This window comes from Helicobacter didelphidarum, from assembly GCF_003364195.1.
Lineage (GTDB): Bacteria > Campylobacterota > Campylobacteria > Campylobacterales > Helicobacteraceae > Helicobacter_A > Helicobacter_A didelphidarum.
Genome location: NZ_NXLQ01000002.1, coordinates 135947 through 152704 on the forward strand (window position 1 = coordinate 135947; position 16758 = coordinate 152704).

The 16758-nt window shown below is 31.1% G+C and carries 16 protein-coding genes; 8 read left to right on the forward strand and 8 right to left on the reverse strand.

Annotated features, from left to right (window positions below):
- Positions 1 to 12: 12 nt before the first annotated feature.
- From ccoP to ccoN, 4 genes are read right to left on the reverse strand one after another with little or no spacing between them, the layout of a single operon-like run.
- On the reverse strand, positions 13 to 894 hold the full coding sequence (gene ccoP / locus CQA53_RS02060; RefSeq protein WP_115542363.1) for a cytochrome-c oxidase, cbb3-type subunit III: 882 nt from the start codon (positions 892 to 894) through the stop codon (positions 13 to 15).
- Positions 878 to 1117 carry a cytochrome c oxidase, cbb3-type, CcoQ subunit gene (locus CQA53_RS02065; protein WP_115542364.1) on the reverse strand — a complete coding sequence of 80 codons (240 nt, stop codon included), beginning with the start codon at positions 1115 to 1117 and terminating at the stop codon, positions 878 to 880. The genes ccoP and CQA53_RS02065 overlap by 17 nt, the downstream gene beginning before the upstream one ends.
- 18 nt (positions 1118 to 1135) lie before the next feature.
- Positions 1136 to 1834 carry a cytochrome-c oxidase, cbb3-type subunit II gene (gene ccoO / locus CQA53_RS02070; RefSeq protein ID WP_115542365.1) on the reverse strand — a complete coding sequence of 233 codons (699 nt, stop codon included), beginning with the start codon at positions 1832 to 1834 and terminating at the stop codon, positions 1136 to 1138.
- A gap of 11 nt (positions 1835 to 1845) precedes the next feature.
- On the reverse strand, positions 1846 to 3312 hold the full coding sequence (gene ccoN, locus CQA53_RS02075) for a cytochrome-c oxidase, cbb3-type subunit I (RefSeq protein ID WP_115542366.1): 1467 nt from the start codon (positions 3310 to 3312) through the stop codon (positions 1846 to 1848).
- A gap of 340 nt (positions 3313 to 3652) precedes the next feature.
- Between ccoN and CQA53_RS12245 the strand changes: the two genes are divergently transcribed.
- Both CQA53_RS12245 and CQA53_RS02080 read left to right on the forward strand, forming a co-directional pair.
- On the forward strand, positions 3653 to 3826 hold the full coding sequence (locus CQA53_RS12245; protein ID WP_181882322.1) for a hypothetical protein: 174 nt from the start codon (positions 3653 to 3655) through the stop codon (positions 3824 to 3826).
- 172 nt (positions 3827 to 3998) lie between these two features.
- Entirely contained in the window at positions 3999 to 4325 is a 327-nt protein-coding gene (locus CQA53_RS02080) for a hypothetical protein (protein WP_115542367.1), read from the forward strand.
- A 257-nt stretch (positions 4326 to 4582) separates the two neighbouring features.
- Here CQA53_RS02080 and CQA53_RS02085 read toward each other — a convergent pair whose 3' ends face one another.
- The gene (locus CQA53_RS02085) at positions 4583 to 5308 is read right to left on the reverse strand and encodes an alpha/beta fold hydrolase (protein ID WP_115542368.1); all 726 of its coding nucleotides are present in this window, start codon (positions 5306 to 5308) and stop codon (positions 4583 to 4585) included.
- Between the two features lie 99 nt (positions 5309 to 5407).
- On the opposite strand from CQA53_RS02085, the gene greA reads away from it, so the two are divergent.
- Positions 5408 to 5896: a transcription elongation factor GreA gene (greA, locus tag CQA53_RS02090; RefSeq protein WP_115542369.1), complete on the forward strand. Its 489-nt coding sequence runs from the start codon at positions 5408 to 5410 to the stop codon at positions 5894 to 5896.
- 54 nt (positions 5897 to 5950) lie between these two features.
- On the opposite strand, the gene CQA53_RS02095 is transcribed toward greA, so the two are convergent.
- Complete coding sequence (locus CQA53_RS02095) at positions 5951 to 6580, reverse strand: RDD family protein (protein ID WP_220272066.1); 630 nt, start codon at positions 6578 to 6580, stop codon at positions 5951 to 5953.
- Between the two features lie 24 nt (positions 6581 to 6604).
- On the reverse strand, positions 6605 to 7477 hold the full coding sequence (locus tag CQA53_RS02100) for a uroporphyrinogen-III synthase (RefSeq protein WP_115542370.1): 873 nt from the start codon (positions 7475 to 7477) through the stop codon (positions 6605 to 6607).
- Between the two features lie 110 nt (positions 7478 to 7587).
- Between CQA53_RS02100 and CQA53_RS02105 the strand changes: the two genes are divergently transcribed.
- The 4 genes from CQA53_RS02105 (at position 7588) to tilS (ending at position 12334) form a co-directional block, all read left to right on the forward strand.
- Positions 7588 to 8667: an Mrp/NBP35 family ATP-binding protein gene (locus CQA53_RS02105; protein WP_115542371.1), complete on the forward strand. Its 1080-nt coding sequence runs from the start codon at positions 7588 to 7590 to the stop codon at positions 8665 to 8667.
- A 15-nt stretch (positions 8668 to 8682) separates the two neighbouring features.
- A complete protein-coding gene (locus CQA53_RS02110) occupies positions 8683 to 9762 on the forward strand; it encodes an alpha/beta fold hydrolase (RefSeq protein ID WP_115542372.1) in 1080 nt (359 codons plus the stop codon).
- Positions 9763 to 10318: 556 nt separating this feature from the next.
- A complete protein-coding gene (locus CQA53_RS02115) occupies positions 10319 to 11005 on the forward strand; it encodes a cytochrome c biogenesis protein CcdA (RefSeq protein ID WP_115542373.1) in 687 nt (228 codons plus the stop codon).
- 33 nt (positions 11006 to 11038) lie between these two features.
- Positions 11039 to 12334 carry a tRNA lysidine(34) synthetase TilS gene (gene tilS / locus CQA53_RS02120; RefSeq protein ID WP_115542374.1) on the forward strand — a complete coding sequence of 432 codons (1296 nt, stop codon included), beginning with the start codon at positions 11039 to 11041 and terminating at the stop codon, positions 12332 to 12334.
- A gap of 545 nt (positions 12335 to 12879) precedes the next feature.
- Here tilS and dapF read toward each other — a convergent pair.
- On the reverse strand, positions 12880 to 13674 hold the full coding sequence (dapF, locus tag CQA53_RS02130; protein ID WP_115542375.1) for a diaminopimelate epimerase: 795 nt from the start codon (positions 13672 to 13674) through the stop codon (positions 12880 to 12882).
- Between the two features lie 162 nt (positions 13675 to 13836).
- Between dapF and dnaX the strand changes: the two genes are divergently transcribed.
- Positions 13837 to 16713, forward strand: coding sequence for a DNA polymerase III subunit gamma/tau (dnaX, locus tag CQA53_RS02135; RefSeq protein WP_115542376.1), 2877 nt, complete (start codon positions 13837 to 13839; stop codon positions 16711 to 16713).
- The last annotated feature ends 45 nt before the right edge of the window (positions 16714 to 16758 follow it).

Genomic DNA, 16758 nt, shown 5'->3' on the forward strand with positions numbered 1-16758 from the left:
AATATACTCCCATTATTGAATTTCTTGTTTTGTGGCAATAAAAGACTGCAATGCCTCTATTTCTCTCTCACTAAGATTGAGATACTTAAATGAAGGCATAACACCAATATTTCCTTTTTTGCCATATTCTAAAACATCATTAAGAAATGCTGTTTTACCATAAACTTGTAAGGATGGTCCAACACCCTCAATGCCTTCACCATTATCACCATGACAAGTAAAGCATGTTCCTACATCATTATAAACTTCTTTACCATATTCCACTAGTTCTTTATCATAAGTTTTGGTTTTGTCGCCTACAATTTCACTCATAACATATTGGGCTACCGCCTGTATATCTTTTTCTTCTTCAAGTAATCCTTCTGGCATTATACCCGGATCGTCCATTCCTGCGACATGCAAACCTGCACTACCATGCTTAATAGTATCTATGATGCCTTCAACTTTACCCCAACGAGTAAGATTCTGTGCCGTGCCGTCATTACCTTCAGCAGTCAATCCATGACACTGGGCACATTGAACAAGAAAAATTTGTTCTCCCATTTCACGCAATTTATCTGCATCCATATTTGCATGGATTGTTTCAAATCGTTGATTATAGATCCTTGACTCTTCGTTATATTCGCCAATTTGTGAATACGCATTTAAAGGATAACCAAATAAAATATACCATACAGCCCAAATCATAACACCAAGCATTGTAAGCAACCAGCCAGTTGGGATATTATTGCTAAACTCACGAATACCATCCCATTCATGAGTAGTAAGCTCACCATCTGCACGCTCACTTTTCATTTTATTAATATAAAACACAGCAATTATAATTGTCAAAAATAAAATTACAACTGCACCAATGAAACCAATCATATTAATATGATCACTTAGCCAACCCATTATTATCTCCTTCTTTGGTGTCGTTATAGGATTCTATTATTTCATCATCTAAAGAATCATTAAGAGCTAATTTACTATATTTTTCGTAATCTACTTTTCCCGTAGCTTGTGCTCTATAAAGATAAAAAATATAAGAATACAACCAAACTACTAAAAATACAATTGAAAGAAAATATGCTCCCTTTAGACTCAAGAAATCAAATCCATAAATTTCTAAACTCATCATGATACCTTTTGAAAATTACTTAACGATTCGATTTGAACCTAAGCTATTTAAATAAGCAATTAAAGCAACAATTTCAGTAACTTTACCTTGTCCATCATTAAACTCTTGTGCGGTTTGTTCATTTTTCATTTCTTCTACTACAATCCTAGCATCTTCTGTAAATTGTGCTTTTGCTTCATTAAAAGAACCAAGTTTTATGCTTGTTTTTAAGCCATCAACATCATAAGGAACATTAAAAACTTTCTTTTGTGTTAAAGCTTCTGCATACGCTGTATCAAAATCAGCCTCTTTTGTATAAAGATGCTTATATGCAGGCATAATAGATCGTGGCACAACAGAATTAGGATCATACATGTGATTAGCATGCCAATCGCTACTACTTCTATCGCCAATTCTATGTAAATCTGGGCCTGTTCTCTTGGAACCCCAAAGGAAAGGTCTATCATACGCATATTCACCACTTAAGCTATACATACCATAACGCATAACTTCACTTTTAAACTCACGAATAAGCTGGGAATGACAATTATAACAACCTTCTTTCATATAAACATCTCTGCCCGCTGTTTCAAGTACAGTCAATGGACGCAAACCCTCAATGGGCTGTGAAGATTTCCTAAAGTCTGGAATAATTTGCACTAAACCAGCAATCGAAAATGTAACCACAAATGCGATTGTAAAAAAGAAAGGGTTTTTCTCTAACCAACTAAACATTAAATCCTCCTTTAAGATGCCATTGGTGAAGCATATTCAGGTTCTTTTTGAAGTTCCCTAGCAACAACAATAGTCATAACAACATTATAGATAAACATAATAAAACCACACAAATACAGCAATCCACCAATACCTCTTAGTATAAAATAGGGCTTCAAAGTTACAACTGTATCAATGAAAGAGTATTTAAGTTGACCAAGCTCTGTAATATCTCTCCACATCATACCTTGAACGATACCAGCAATCCACATACTAGAAAAATAAAACACAATACCAATCGTCATAATCCAAAATTGTGCTTCAATAATTTTCTTAGAATAGATTTCTCTACCAAATAGTCTTGGTAACATATGGTAAATAGCTGCGATAATTGTGAAAGCAACCCAACCCAGTGCAGCATCATGAACATGCCCAACAATCCAATCTGTAAAATGTGCTAAAGCATTAACTGACTTAATAGATTGAATTGGTCCCTCAAGAGTTGCTAACATATACCATGTGGAAGCAAGAATCAAAAATTTAATCAATGGAGATTCTTTTAGCTGATGCCATTGCCCTCTCATGGTTAAAAGCATATTAATAGCAGTTCCCCATGATGGTAAGATAAGAACAACAGAAAACACAGAACCCAAACTTTGCACCCAATCAGGAACTGTTGAATAAATTACATGGTGTCCACCAGCCCAAATATAAACAAACATTAAACTCCAAAATGAGAACAAAGTAAGTTTATAGGAAAATATAGGTTGTCCAGATTCTTTTGGTAAAAAATAATAAATCAAACCAATGATGCCAGATGTGAAAACAAAAGCAACAGCATTATGTCCCCACCACCATTGAATCAATGCATCGTTAGTTCCAGCATACATAGAAATACTATGCCATATACTACCAATACCACCACTTACTAGATAAGTTGGCACAGCAAGATTATTGAAAATAAACAATACTGAAATTGCGGTAAATGTAGCAATAAAATACCAAAGAGAAATATAGATAACTTTTTCTCTTCTCACAGCCATAGAACCAAACATACTGGTTCCCCAAAGCACCCACATAACAACAATCAAAATATCAACAATCCAAGGCAATTCCGCATATTCTTTGGATTGCGTAATACCTGCAAAAAGAGTAAAAAGTGCAAGTGCAAGAACAACTACATATATCAACAGATGCAATACACCAACAAGTTTTAAGAAAGGATGATCATAATAAGTGATCTTCAATACTCTCTGCCCAAAGTAATACCAACCAGCCCAAATACCACTTACAGTAAAACCATAAATAATTACATTGGTATGTAAGGGACGTAATCTACCAAAAATAGAATATTCCCCTGCAATATAATTCAAATCTGGCACAGCCAACTGAAATGCCAATATCACACCGATTAACATACCAAGAAAACCAGTTACCACGCAAATAAGCAAAAACCATTTTGCAAGCGAGTAATCATATTGTTTCATGCCTTCTTGCATACAATCTCCTTCTGAAAAATTAAGTCACAAAGAACATTTTATTATTGTAGTATTCCTATTATTAGTTAAAGCTTAAAAATAGTGAATTACTGATTAAAAAATAATACAAAATGAAAAATGTCTGGTATTTTAGGTAAAAATGTTACTTTTTTACAATAAAGACTATAAACAAATATAATCAATTTTAAGAATCATTGGTGTTAAAAAATAAATCAATACTATTGAAATTTCTAAAATGATTACTTAATAAAACAATTATTTATTGTTTTATTACATTTGGAATACTCCAAATGGACTCGTTTTTGCTTGATACAATAGAATAATTCTAAAGGAGAAAATTATGCAAAAAAATATATTGCTCGTTGTTATTTGTATATTAGGATTGCTGTTTAGTGCTTGTGCAAATAAAAAAGTAAAGTCAAATAAAACTTTTGTAAGCACAAAATGTGATATGGTATGTAGTAATACAGAATGTAATCAAGTTTGCACAACAATAGAAGGAACACTTAAATAATATTTATGGTATTGCTTTGGTCATTATTTTGTTTATTAAGATTCAATGTAAGAAAGAATTATTGTATAGCAATACATGACACATAAATTAAACATAGACTTGTTAAATATTATAATAATAAATGATAATACAAAATTGCTTAAGATTCTAACATTACATTCTAAGGATATTCATGATGCAGATTAGAAAAATATATAGAGCAATGGTTGGCCTAATTGTTAGCATTAACTTTGTTATTGCTGTGCCACCACACATTGAATCCAGCTACAATCAAGTGTGTTGGGATTGTTACACCCCAGAAATATCTATCCAGAATTTTCTCAATAAACATCGAGAAACTTTGCGTAATCTTTGCTTTAAAAAAGATGCTGATGCATGTCTCATGATGGCTCAATCTTACGCAGCAATTGGCAATGGATTTGATGCACAAGATTATTGGCAAAGAGCCTGTAAACTTGGTAAGAAAGAAGCTTGTCCAATGGTAGAGGAAGATGAATAATATAACTTTAAATATCTTAATCATAGGAGATTTTCTACGACTTCTTCAGTCTTGATTCCTTGAGGCATAATAAACAATTTTATTCATTGCTACCTTTCTATCTTGAATAGATTCTAATTTGCAATAAGAAGCTATCCACACATAATATTTCCACACTACAGGTTCAAATTCAAAACTCTATACCATGTAAATTTTTATTTTATTTTTGCTATGTATTACCTTAATTAATTTATTGTTATCTTGAGTTGACCTTGATTTTATTTCTTAATGTCTTCATAATATAATTGTTCAATTTTATCTGCTTGCTTTAAGAAAAAATAATGATCACCATCTAGAATATGTTTATGAGCTGTTGGTAAAAAAGTGCAAATTTTTTCATATGCAACCAAAGGAGTAGCACTATCTTGTCTGCCCCAAAAAATAGTTGCTTTATATTTAAAATTGGCATAAACTTGCGAAAAATCTTCATTTACAACGCATTTAAAAATCTCATACATTATAGGAGTTAGATTGTGTGCATCTTTAGCACGTAAAAAGTTTTGATTGATTTTACTATATTTGAGAATCTTAGAAAAAAGAATCTTACATCGAACACTAAAAGGCTTTGGTAACAAGATTCCTGCACTACTTAAAAGTATAATATCATAATGTAATAATAATGCGATTTTCCCACCAAAACTATGCCCCACAACAATATCCTGATGAGTTTCATTATTTATTGAAATTTCTTTTAAGAAAATTTCAATAATTTTTGCATAATCATAGGTATCTAAAAAAAATTCAGTAGAACTCCCACCAAATCCGGGTAAATCAATATAGATATGATTAAAATCTTTAAAATTATTCATAAATGACATTTCCATTAGTTCCTTATTGCTTCCCCAACCATGTAGAAATATCATATTTTTTTGTGCTTTATTATTAATTGTTTTATATGAAATATTTATATTTTCTTGTTTGTAGAAAATCTCTCGTAATGCCATTATATTTCCTTTGCCCTAAGAATAAAAAGATAATTGTAATACAAAATTGTATATATTTTTTTGTATAATATCCTTACAATTATAATGAAAGGAAAAATTATGGCAGAACCAATGAGTAAATATGGATTTAGCAAACTTTCTCAAGCATTAAAAAATCTCAAAGAAATAGAAAGACCGCAAGTTGCAAAAGAAATTGATATAGCACGATCTCATGGAGATCTGAAAGAAAATGCGGAATATCATGCAGCAAAAGAAAAACAAAATTTTATTGAATTTAAAATTAATGAATTAAGTGCGATGTTGGCAAATGCTGAAGTCATTGACCCTGCAACACTGAAGCATGATAAAGTAAGTTTTGGTAGTACGGTTACAATCCTCAATCTTGATACTGAAAAAGAAATGGTATATACCATTGTAGGCATAACAGAAAGTAATCCATCAAAAGGATTGATTTCTTTTAATTCTCCATTGGCAAGTGGTTTGATTGGAAAAGAAGAAGGAGATGAAACCACGATTAAACTTCCGTCTGGTGAAACTGATTTTGAGATTTTAAAAATTGAATATAAACCAATTAATTATGATGATTAAAAATATATAAAAATTAAAATCTTGGAGTCATGCAAATCATAATCATTAAAGATTCTATGATTTTACACCCCGATTTTCTTTATAAATGATTTGCGTATGAGAAAGAATTTCATGAAGTGTTCTTTTATCCTTTCTCATAAATGAAAAAATCCATAAAAAAAAACTTAACTCAATAAGCCATACAATAACATATATACATGTTTGCAGTAAGCTTGGTTTAAGAAACTTCTTAGGTTGCATTTTTATTATATCTTGAGCAGATTTTTGTATTCTTGTTTGACAAAGCATAATTTCAGCATACCGAAATCCAGGACTTTGTCCAGTGAAATAAAAAAAGAATATAAGAATACCGCAATAACTCATTTCACACAAACCAATTGCTATATTATTATGTAAAAATTCATCTTTGCCATCTAGAACTATATAGGTAGTAAAATAGAGTAAAGGCATATTCAACAAAAACATATCAGTAATAAATGCCTTTAGCCGTGCCATAAGAAAATTTGATTGGATAATTTTTTGCATTTTGAGATTCTGCTTTGGATTAGAACTTAAATCAAAACCTCGTGATCCCAATAAAATAGCATTGACATTATTGTTATTAGTATCTTCAAGACAATCTTTTGTGTCTGTGCGGACAAGACGACCATCTAAAAATTTATTAACATGTTTCTTTTGTCTCACGATAGCTATCCTGTGTTATGTATCTTAAAAATCATGCAACAAAGGATTATTATTCTGCATTGGTGTATCATTATTAATTGCATGTGCAACTTGTAATGCTTTTTCAAAATTGCCCTTTGCATTCAATTTGCGAATGTTTTCGTCAAAAGCTTGAAAAGTTGTATTACCGAGAGAGATTGCAAGCCAAGTTTGATTCCAATGGAAATACTTTTTAAAAATTTGGTAATGTTTTGGAGAACCAAAAATAAATATACTTTCATTTGGGAATGCAATATTTTCTAGTGCTTGTGCATCAGGATTGGAATCTGTTGTCATCGTATGTAATTTATTATTATGATGCTGATAGGACATTAAGGAATCTTCACTTGTTTGTTGCAATGCCATGTTATGTTTTTTGAATGCAAAACTTGATTGTATATTCTCTAAGAGTTTAATATTTTCGTTACTTTCATAAACAATAAGATCTGTAATATTACATTCATTCCGCAATAACCTAACCAAATCAGTCGCCTTATCGCGTCCGCAAACATACAAAATATTTTTATTATGAATTATATCACTCAAAGTCTCTATCATCAGCATTGCCAACTGCTCACCATTGCATGAATCATCTGGACAAAAAAGCACTTGACCGCCTTCCCTTTCCCATTTTTTCTTTGTAATCTCACCAATCACAATAGCTTTCTTTTGTAAAAAAATTTGAGCATATTTGTGTTGCATTATTGACTTAATAGCATTTTTAGAAGTCAGCAATATATAATCAATAGATTCTAAAAACTCTTTATCAATATAAAAATCAATAGTTTGAATCTGCAATAAATTTAATACACAAACATTTTCCATTGTTTGAATGCTATCATTGATAGAATTATTATCGGTTCTAAGGATATAAATCATAACTAAACTTTCCAAAAAGAGATTTTTAAATATCTAAATTATATCAAAACGATTTTATAAATTGCAACTTTACGATACAATATCAAAACATATTTTATTTAAGGAAGAAAATGACACAAGAAAAACTTTTAAAAGCATTAAAAGAAGTAATATATCCGAATTTTGATAAAGACATTGTAACTTTTGGCTTTGTTACAAGCACTAACATTCATGGGAATCATGCATCTATCAAAGTCACTATTCCATCAAGTAATGATGAAATAGTAACACAAGTGCAAAAGGATATTATTGAGAAAACAAAACATCTTGGACTCAAAATTGAACTTGAAATCATTACACCCAATATCGCAAAAACACAAAATGAGCGACAGATAAACAATATGCTACCATCTGTAAAACATGTAGTTATGATAAGTAGCGGTAAAGGTGGGGTCGGCAAGTCAACGACAAGCGTAAATCTTGCGATTGCACTAGGAAAAAGTGGAAAAAATGTTGGTTTACTTGATTGCGATATTTATGGTCCAAATATTCCTAGAATGCTTGGTGTTGATGAAGTGCAACCAAAAGTTACGCCAGATGGAAAAAAACTTATTCCAATTGAAAAATATGGACTAAAAATGATAAGCATGGGTGTGCTTTATGAAAAAGGACAAAGTCTTATTTGGCGTGGTCCAGTTGTTATGCGTGCAATCACACAACTTTTGCAAGATGTCTTATGGGGTGAGCTTGATATTTTGGTTATTGATATGCCTCCAGGCACAGGGGATGCACAACTCACTCTTGCACAAAGCGTGCCAGTGAGTGCAGGTATCGCGGTAACCACTCCTCAGGCTGTCGCACTTGATGATAGTGCACGAAGCCTTGATATGTTTAATAAACTTCATATCCCAATCGCAGGGATTATTGAAAATATGAGTGGTTTCATTTGTCCTAAATGTGATGAACGATACGATATTTTCGGTAAAGGGACTTCAGTAGAACTAGCAAATATCCACAAATGCGAAGTCCTAGCAGAAATCCCTATCGAAATGGCAGTACGTGAAGGGGGCGATAATGGTAAGCCTATTGTGTTCTTTGAGCCAATAAGTGCAAGTGCGAAAGAATATCTCAAAGCAGCAAGTAAGCTTAGTGAATTTTTAGATAAAGTCGGTGACAGGGTGGATAATTCACAAATTCAACCAATCAAATAATAGTAAGCAAACATAATGAAAAAGATTCAAAAAGAAACAAATAAATTTACAAGCACAGATTGTGAGATAGAATATGATGTGTATTATGTGCGATGTAACGAGGATTCCAACAAAAATTCTTATTCATATTTAGAATCTTATAAAGATACTTCAAAAGATTCTAAACAAAATTTAGAGTATAAATCACATAATACAGAATCTTTACGGGATTGTAGTCTATCCCACACCTCAAACCACCCACAAAATGCTATCCTCGTGCAAATTGCTCATGGGATGGTTGAGCATAAGGATAAATACAAATTTATAGCAACAAAACTTGCACAAATGGGCTATATTGTAGCAATAAATGACCACAGAGGGCATGGCAATAGTATCGGCGGAGAGATATTTTGGGGTGAGATGGGAGAAAATGGGTTTGAAATGGCAGTAGAAGATTTACACACCCTTCATACAATTCTATGTGAGCGATTTAAACCCAAAAAATTTGTTCTCATCGGGCATAGTATGGGTTCACTTATTTCAAGGCGATATTTGCAAAAATATGAGAGCAATATTGATTGCCTCATTCTCTGTGGGACGCCATCGCCCCATGTATGTGTGAATGTAGGGATAAGATTCTTAAAAACCCTACGAATTCTAGGGATAAATCGTATTGGGAGAAAGATTGCCAATAGATTCTCATTTGCATCGTTTAATGCTAAATATCATAAGCCACCTTATGATGAAATCTCTAGTGTGCGTTGGATAAATCGTGATGAGAATGAGTTAAGACGACATATCAGTGATGAAAAATGTCGATTCCTCTTTACAATAAATAGTTTTATCAACCTACTTGGTGGCGTGAGAACAGTCTTTGGTAAATATCCTAATCCTGTGAGAAAACCAAATCTACCAATTATATTCATGAGTGGCGAAGATGATGCTTGCGGACAATTTGGTAAGGGTGTATTAAGTGCATTTAAACATATACAATCTCAAGGTTATCAAAATGTCAAATGCACACTTTATGGTGGTGCAAGGCATGAGATTCTTCTAGAACTCAATAAAGAGGAAGTTGCGAAGAATATCATTGATTTTATTGAGCAGAATCTATAAAATGCAATACTCTAATATGCCAACATGTTTCTTTGAAGAATAATAGAAACAAATGTCAATATCTAGTAAGGTATTTCTTAAAAGCAGTATAGATTATAACTAAAATTCTCCAGAATCACACAGAAAGATTTTTGCAATACCTACACATATTTAAAAACAACAAGTTTTTATTCCCGTTTGTAGACCAATATTATGTTTATAGAAAACTTATAAGCATAAGAGTTTTTAGTATCAATAAAATATTTTCTTGAGATTAAATTTATAAGAAACCTTCTGGAATACTGCTCTTGTTCTCTTGGTATGAAATTGATGAAAATAAAATCCAAAATTTGGGATTTCATGTTGAACGATTCCGTAATATTTGCCATTTTATCTGGAAATATTTAATTTATTCTACATAATAAAATCACATAAGCCCATAAGTTCTTACAATAAATAGCAATAGTATTTACATAAAGTAAATACTATTTAATAATTTTCTTATGCTATGATTTTGTTCTGTTTGAGATTAAAAAATTGTATAACAATTAAAAATTGCAATCTTTGAAGGATAATTATGGAATCTTTACAACAAATATTTTTTGAGTTACCTATTCTTGCAAGTTTTATTGGAGGGATTCTCAATTTTCTTACACCATGTATTTTACCACTTATTCCATCATATATGAGTTATATTTCTGGTTCAAGTCTTGAATCTCAACATTATTCTAGAGTGCAAACTTTGCGTAGTGCATTGCTATTTATACTTGGATTTAGTTTTATTTTCTTTTTACTTTTCCTTGCAATGATTAACATTATTGAGAATTTTTTTAGTTATAAAATTGTGCATTATGTCGCAGGGGGAATCATTGTTGCCTTTGGATTGCATTTTTTAGGTATTTTCAGAATTAATATTCTCAACTATTCAAAACAAGTTAATCTAAAAAAATTTGAAGAACATAGACTTTTAAAATCCATCGCTCCTTTCATTGTTGGTGTTGGATTTGCTGCTGGTTGGTCTCCTTGCACAGGACCTATTGTAAGTTCAATTGGATTGCTCGCCTCAAGTAATCAGAATCTTGCTATTTTCTCAAGTCTTGCCTTTATTGTAGGGTTATCTCTGCCTTTTTTGCTTCTTGCACTTTTTCTTGAAAGGGGATTGAACATCGTGCGTAAGCTAAAAAAACAAATGCGTATTATCGAAATCATAAGTGGTATATTTTTAATTGTTATTGGAATCTCTATTGCCCTTGATATTGTTTAAGTATAGTTTGTATGTCAAGAAAGTTATAAAACAATGAACATAAACATTTCTGAAGAAATACTTAAAATATTCTATACATCTCATAATCTTCTTGCATTTTCCGGCGGTATTGATTCAAGTGCACTTTTTTTTATTTTACAAGATTATGGAGTTTTTTTTGATATTGCGATTGTAGATTATAAAAAGCGAGAACAAAGCAAAGAAGAAATATCGTATGCACAAAGTCTTGCAAAGAAATATCATAAAAAATGTTATGTTTTAGAATCTAAAACAATAGATTCTGACTTTGAAATGGAAGCAAGAAATGTGCGATATAATTTTTTTCATAAATTACTTTTGCAATATGATTATAATGCCTTAATCATGGCACATCATTTTGATGATAAATTAGAATGGTTTTTTATGCAATTTTGTCGCGGTGCAGGACTTAATACACTATTAGGATTCCAAGCCGTAGAATCTCGTAGTGTACAACAACATCATTATTATCTTGTGCGTCCGCTTATTAGTTATAAAAAACAAGACTTGCTACACTATAACCAAACACATGCCATACATTTTTTTTATGATAAAAGTAATGCAGATTGTAAATATTTACGCAATTTTTTTCGTCATGAGATTCTTGCAAAATTACAGAATTTCTCTCAAGGTATGCAACAAAGTCTTGAATTTTTATCAAATGAGCGAGAATTATTATATCCTAAGGTAATAATTTGTCATGATTATAATTTATTATATTGTAAAATATCTGATTGCAAAGGAAATAAACACATAATCCATATAATTGATACACTCTCTAAAAAAATGGATTATGTAATGAGCAAAAATCAAAAAAAAGAATTACATGCTCTTTTCTCAAACAATATGGCAGAGTATGCAGAATGTGTAATGGGCGATAGGATTATAATTGCTAAAAACACTACCTATCTTTTTGTGGGATTGCAACCAAAATGGCTTATGAAAATGTGCTTATTAGAAAATTTAGAGAATCAAAACACTTTTATCACATTACCAAAAAAAATACAAAAGATTTTTCTTCAAAATAATCAGCAATATTTTCACAATCAAGAACAATCTGACATTTCTAAACAAAGAAAAGTCTCCATATATTTTAGAAATGATAATAATATTCCACCATTATGCTCTCATGCAAGCAGTGTTGTCTTGGAATCTCCCAACTTGAAATCTTCTTATTTTATACAACTTGACTCCCTTTTAAAATGCTCAGTAATAATCCCAAAGCCACACAGAGAGCTTTATCGAAAGGCAAAAATACCTCCAAAGATACGGTTAATCTTATTTTTCAATTCACTTGATATTTGGGGATAATAGTTTGTTACAATAAAATATTTAGTATATTATTAAGGTGTTTGTTTTATAAAATTCAATACATTTTGTGGATAAATATATAAAGATTCTAAAGAATTATAGAAATTTAAAAAGCAAGAATTTTATAGAATATTTACAATGTAGTTTATGATGAGATAAATTTTTCTAAATTTAGTATTTCTTCATATATTGGCAAAAGATCGTTTGGTTCTAAACCAAAGGCTTGTGCAATAAGATAAATATGTTGTAAGTTATAATTTGCACCGTGCTTTCTTGTCTCAATTTTTGCAACATAATTTGGTAATTTATGTCCAAGTATAATAAGCTATCTCAAGTTGTGATATTTTCTCTGTTTGCGTAATCGTTTTATTTTCAATACTACCGCATCTAAAAAATCCTCTGTTTGCAAAATACACACCCAATCACTTTTTATTAAGAGGCTATTATTTTTATTATAATATTTCAAACACCTATAAGTGTTTTTTAAGGAAACAATAGTTATAAGGAATTTACATATATAGAGAGAGTTTAAGTAATTATTAATATTATAACATGCAGTCACACACTTTATGCACAATTCCAGCAAAATGAATTTGTTTCTCTTTGCAAGACACAACAAGTCTTTCTTTGCTTGGCGGAATGAGTGTATATTCGCGTTGAAAATCTTTATAAGATACATACACAGCACATGCTCCTGTGCCACATGCCTGCGTGATTCCTTCAACACCACGTTCAAATGTTGCATAATGAATTGTTTGATTATTGCGAAAAGCAATATTCACATTCGCATTATATTTATTGCGTAATTTTGCAAGAAACTCTAAATCTACACTTAAAAGGTTAAAATCATACATAGAATCTGTGTGACATACCAAATGAGGAATACCCATTATGATAAGCTCAAAATTATAGATATTTTCTTTGTGATGTTCAACTACACTTCGTTCAAACTTATATGAACCAAGATTACTTTGCACAAAAGCTTCTTTTGGATTTATGATTTCTTGAATCTGTGTTTGAATAACACCAACTTTACTCAAAAAACTATGTCTTAAGGGTGCAAGATTATTATGATATGCATACAGACTCACTGCACGACTCGCATTACCACACATATTTGCCATACTTCCATCGGAATTATAAAACTCCCATTTATATGCAATTTTATCTTGAGAATTCGATAAGGTTTGGGTATATGGCAATAGAATAACCAAACCATCAGCACCTATACCATAGAAACGATTACAAAGGTTGACTGCCATTGTTGAACGATCTTTTGATTCAAGGGTATGAAAAATAAGAAAATCATTGCCACTGGCACAATATTTACTCACTATCACTGCTTACCTCCTAGAATCTTATAGAAGTCTAGTTACCAAATATTTATATTATATTGGAAAAATATTAATTATTATAATACAAAGTTGTAACTTTTTATATAAAAATTAAGTTATTCTATCTTATAATTTTATAGTAATATTTTGGAGAACAGGGGAAAAGTGATGAATACAAACAATAATCCGCCTTGGGACATCAATCATCAATCCAATAATCCGCTAGATACAAGTATGCCTTTTATAGTGGGGCAAACTATTTTTGACTATCATTTAAATACAATTCATAAAGATTCACAATCGAGTAAAGGATATAACATTAGTTTAGATTCTACTCAATATTATGATATGAATCCAAATAAGCAAAGAATATTAGCACAACCACAAACAGATATTGCAACAGAATCGGTAGGCGATATTACAAGTCAAATAGATAGCAATAGCACATTATTTCACAATGATTCCACATCTATGCAAACAAATAATCTCCAATTACCTCTCTTAGGTGGAATTACTACAAATTCACAACCTCATCATACATTTCCAACAAATGTTACGAATAACAATATAAATACTCTTAAAAATATAGATAATATGCTTTCCCTCGCACTCAAATATAGACCAAAAACTTTTCGTGAACTTATTGGGCAAGAAAGTGTTGCACGCACACTTTGTTTAGCTCTTGATACCCAAAAAATTGCAAATGGCTATTTATTTAGTGGACTGCGTGGAGGCGGTAAAACTTCTTCTGCAAGAATTTTTGCACGATGTTTGCAATGTGAAAGAGGTATTAGCTCTATGCCATGCGGCAAATGTGTAAATTGCATAGAAGCACTTAAAGGTTCACATATTGACATAATTGAGTTAGATGGTGCAAGCAACCGCAAAATTGATGATATTCGCGATCTAATCGAACAAACAAAATACAAACCAACTCTTGGAAGATATAAAGTTTTCATTATCGATGAAGTGCATATGCTTACAAAAGAGGCGTTCAACTCTCTTCTTAAAACACTCGAAGAACCACCAAGCTATGTAAAATTTATTCTTGCAACAACAGACCCACTAAAAGTTCCCCCGACAATTCTTAGCAGAACACAGCATTTTCGCTTTAAAAAAATTCCTACAAATGCCCTTAAACAACACTTGAATATGATTTTACAAAAAGAACAAGTGAGTATAGATACCGAAAGCCTTGATATTTTAATACGCAATGGGCATGGAAGTGTACGTGATACACTTACCCTTCTTGATCAGGCTATTGTTTTTTGCCAAAATCATATTACCAATAAAAAACTTGCTGATATGTTGGGATCACTTGATTCAAAAATATTTGATACTTTATTTCAATCCCTTTTGCGTAAAGACATGCAAGCATGTATAGGATTTATTAAAAATCTTGATGGATATGAAGTAGAAATGATACTTGATGAATTAAGCTTTTATATTAAAAATAAAATGCTTCAGGAAGTTCCACAAATACCACCTGTTCTAGGTATGCGATATGCAAATATTATTTGTGATTCTAAGGCTATGTTACAGCTTGATTGCGATGGTGAATTTTGTCTCTTACTTACAATTTTAAAAATGTTTGAAGCACAAAAAATAAAAGAAATTGAAACAGCAATTAACCAATTAGAATCTATTCAAAAAAATATTGCTCCACAAGCACAACAAATTTTACAAAATAACCAGCATTTTATTGAACAAGATACAACGGATATTCAAAAAGATTTTCAAAAACAAGAAAATTCTATACCCAATCAACAATTAGATGCAATAATAGAGCATGATTCTAGTCAGTCTTTTGCAACAAAAAATGAAAACAATCCTATTGGAAATACTAATTTTTCTCAATCAGATACGATACGAACAACAAATATAAATGCCATAGAATCTCTGTCGCAACATAAAGATTATGCCCATTCTTTCTCAAGCAATCATAATGATAATACACCATCAAAATCAAATGCTATATCATTATCAAATAAGCCTTTAAATTCTCACACCTCTTTTGAATCAACTCCTAATAATATTGGTATGCAAACTTCTTGTGAAGATAACAATACATTGATACCATCTTCACATATAGAATCTACAATGCAAACTATGGATTCTTTAAACTCGTTTAAATCAACGACCAAGAATGAAGAATCTACTCAAGTAAAAAATCATGTTACTCATTTTACTATCATAGATTCTGATAATAGCCAAATCACTCATTCATCACAACAACAAGAGCAAAAAACAGAGCACAATCAAACTCCTATGCAACAAGATTCTCAAAATATAAATATACACAATACTCAACCAATAAAAGAATTTTCTAACACTGGGGGCAATGATACGACACAACTCAATAAAGCACAAAACCAATCTACATCAAATTCGCTTACACATACTATTCAATCAACACCAACACAGCAAAATAAGCCACGAAATATGCAAGAGATTTTCCCACAAAACAATGATTCCTTATTCCAGAATCTTATCCAGCAAATTTATGATAGAGATTATAGAATTGGTGAATTTTTTGAACACAGAGTTGCCTTTCAAGGTATGCAGGGGAACAATCTACATCTTACATTTTATACATCAGAAGAAGAATTAGTAATTTTGCGCCAAAGTTATAATGGCATTATTTCCCTTATCCGCAAGGTTTTTGGTAATCAAACACAGCTAAAAGTTACAAAACAAACAATGCAAGATCTTGAAAAATTAACAAGAGATGTAATACAAACAACAAAGAGTCAAAATCAAAATAATAATGATTCTATAATGTATGCCAATCATACACAAAATGTTCACCACAATAATTCTCAAAATACAACCAGTAATCACTTAGAATCAACACAATATACATCACAACAAATCCCTCAGAAAATACAACCTACCAATAATTATGATTTAGCAACACAACAAGAAAATGAATTAAATAAAAAGATTCAAAGTTTTATTCAAGATAATCGTGAAATGCTTCAAAGTGCAAATCGAGAATTTGGCGTTAAAACAATTAAAGTGGTAACACTTGATGGTAATATATAACAGATATTTTATTGATAGTTTTAGAGACATTTATTGATTCCGCAA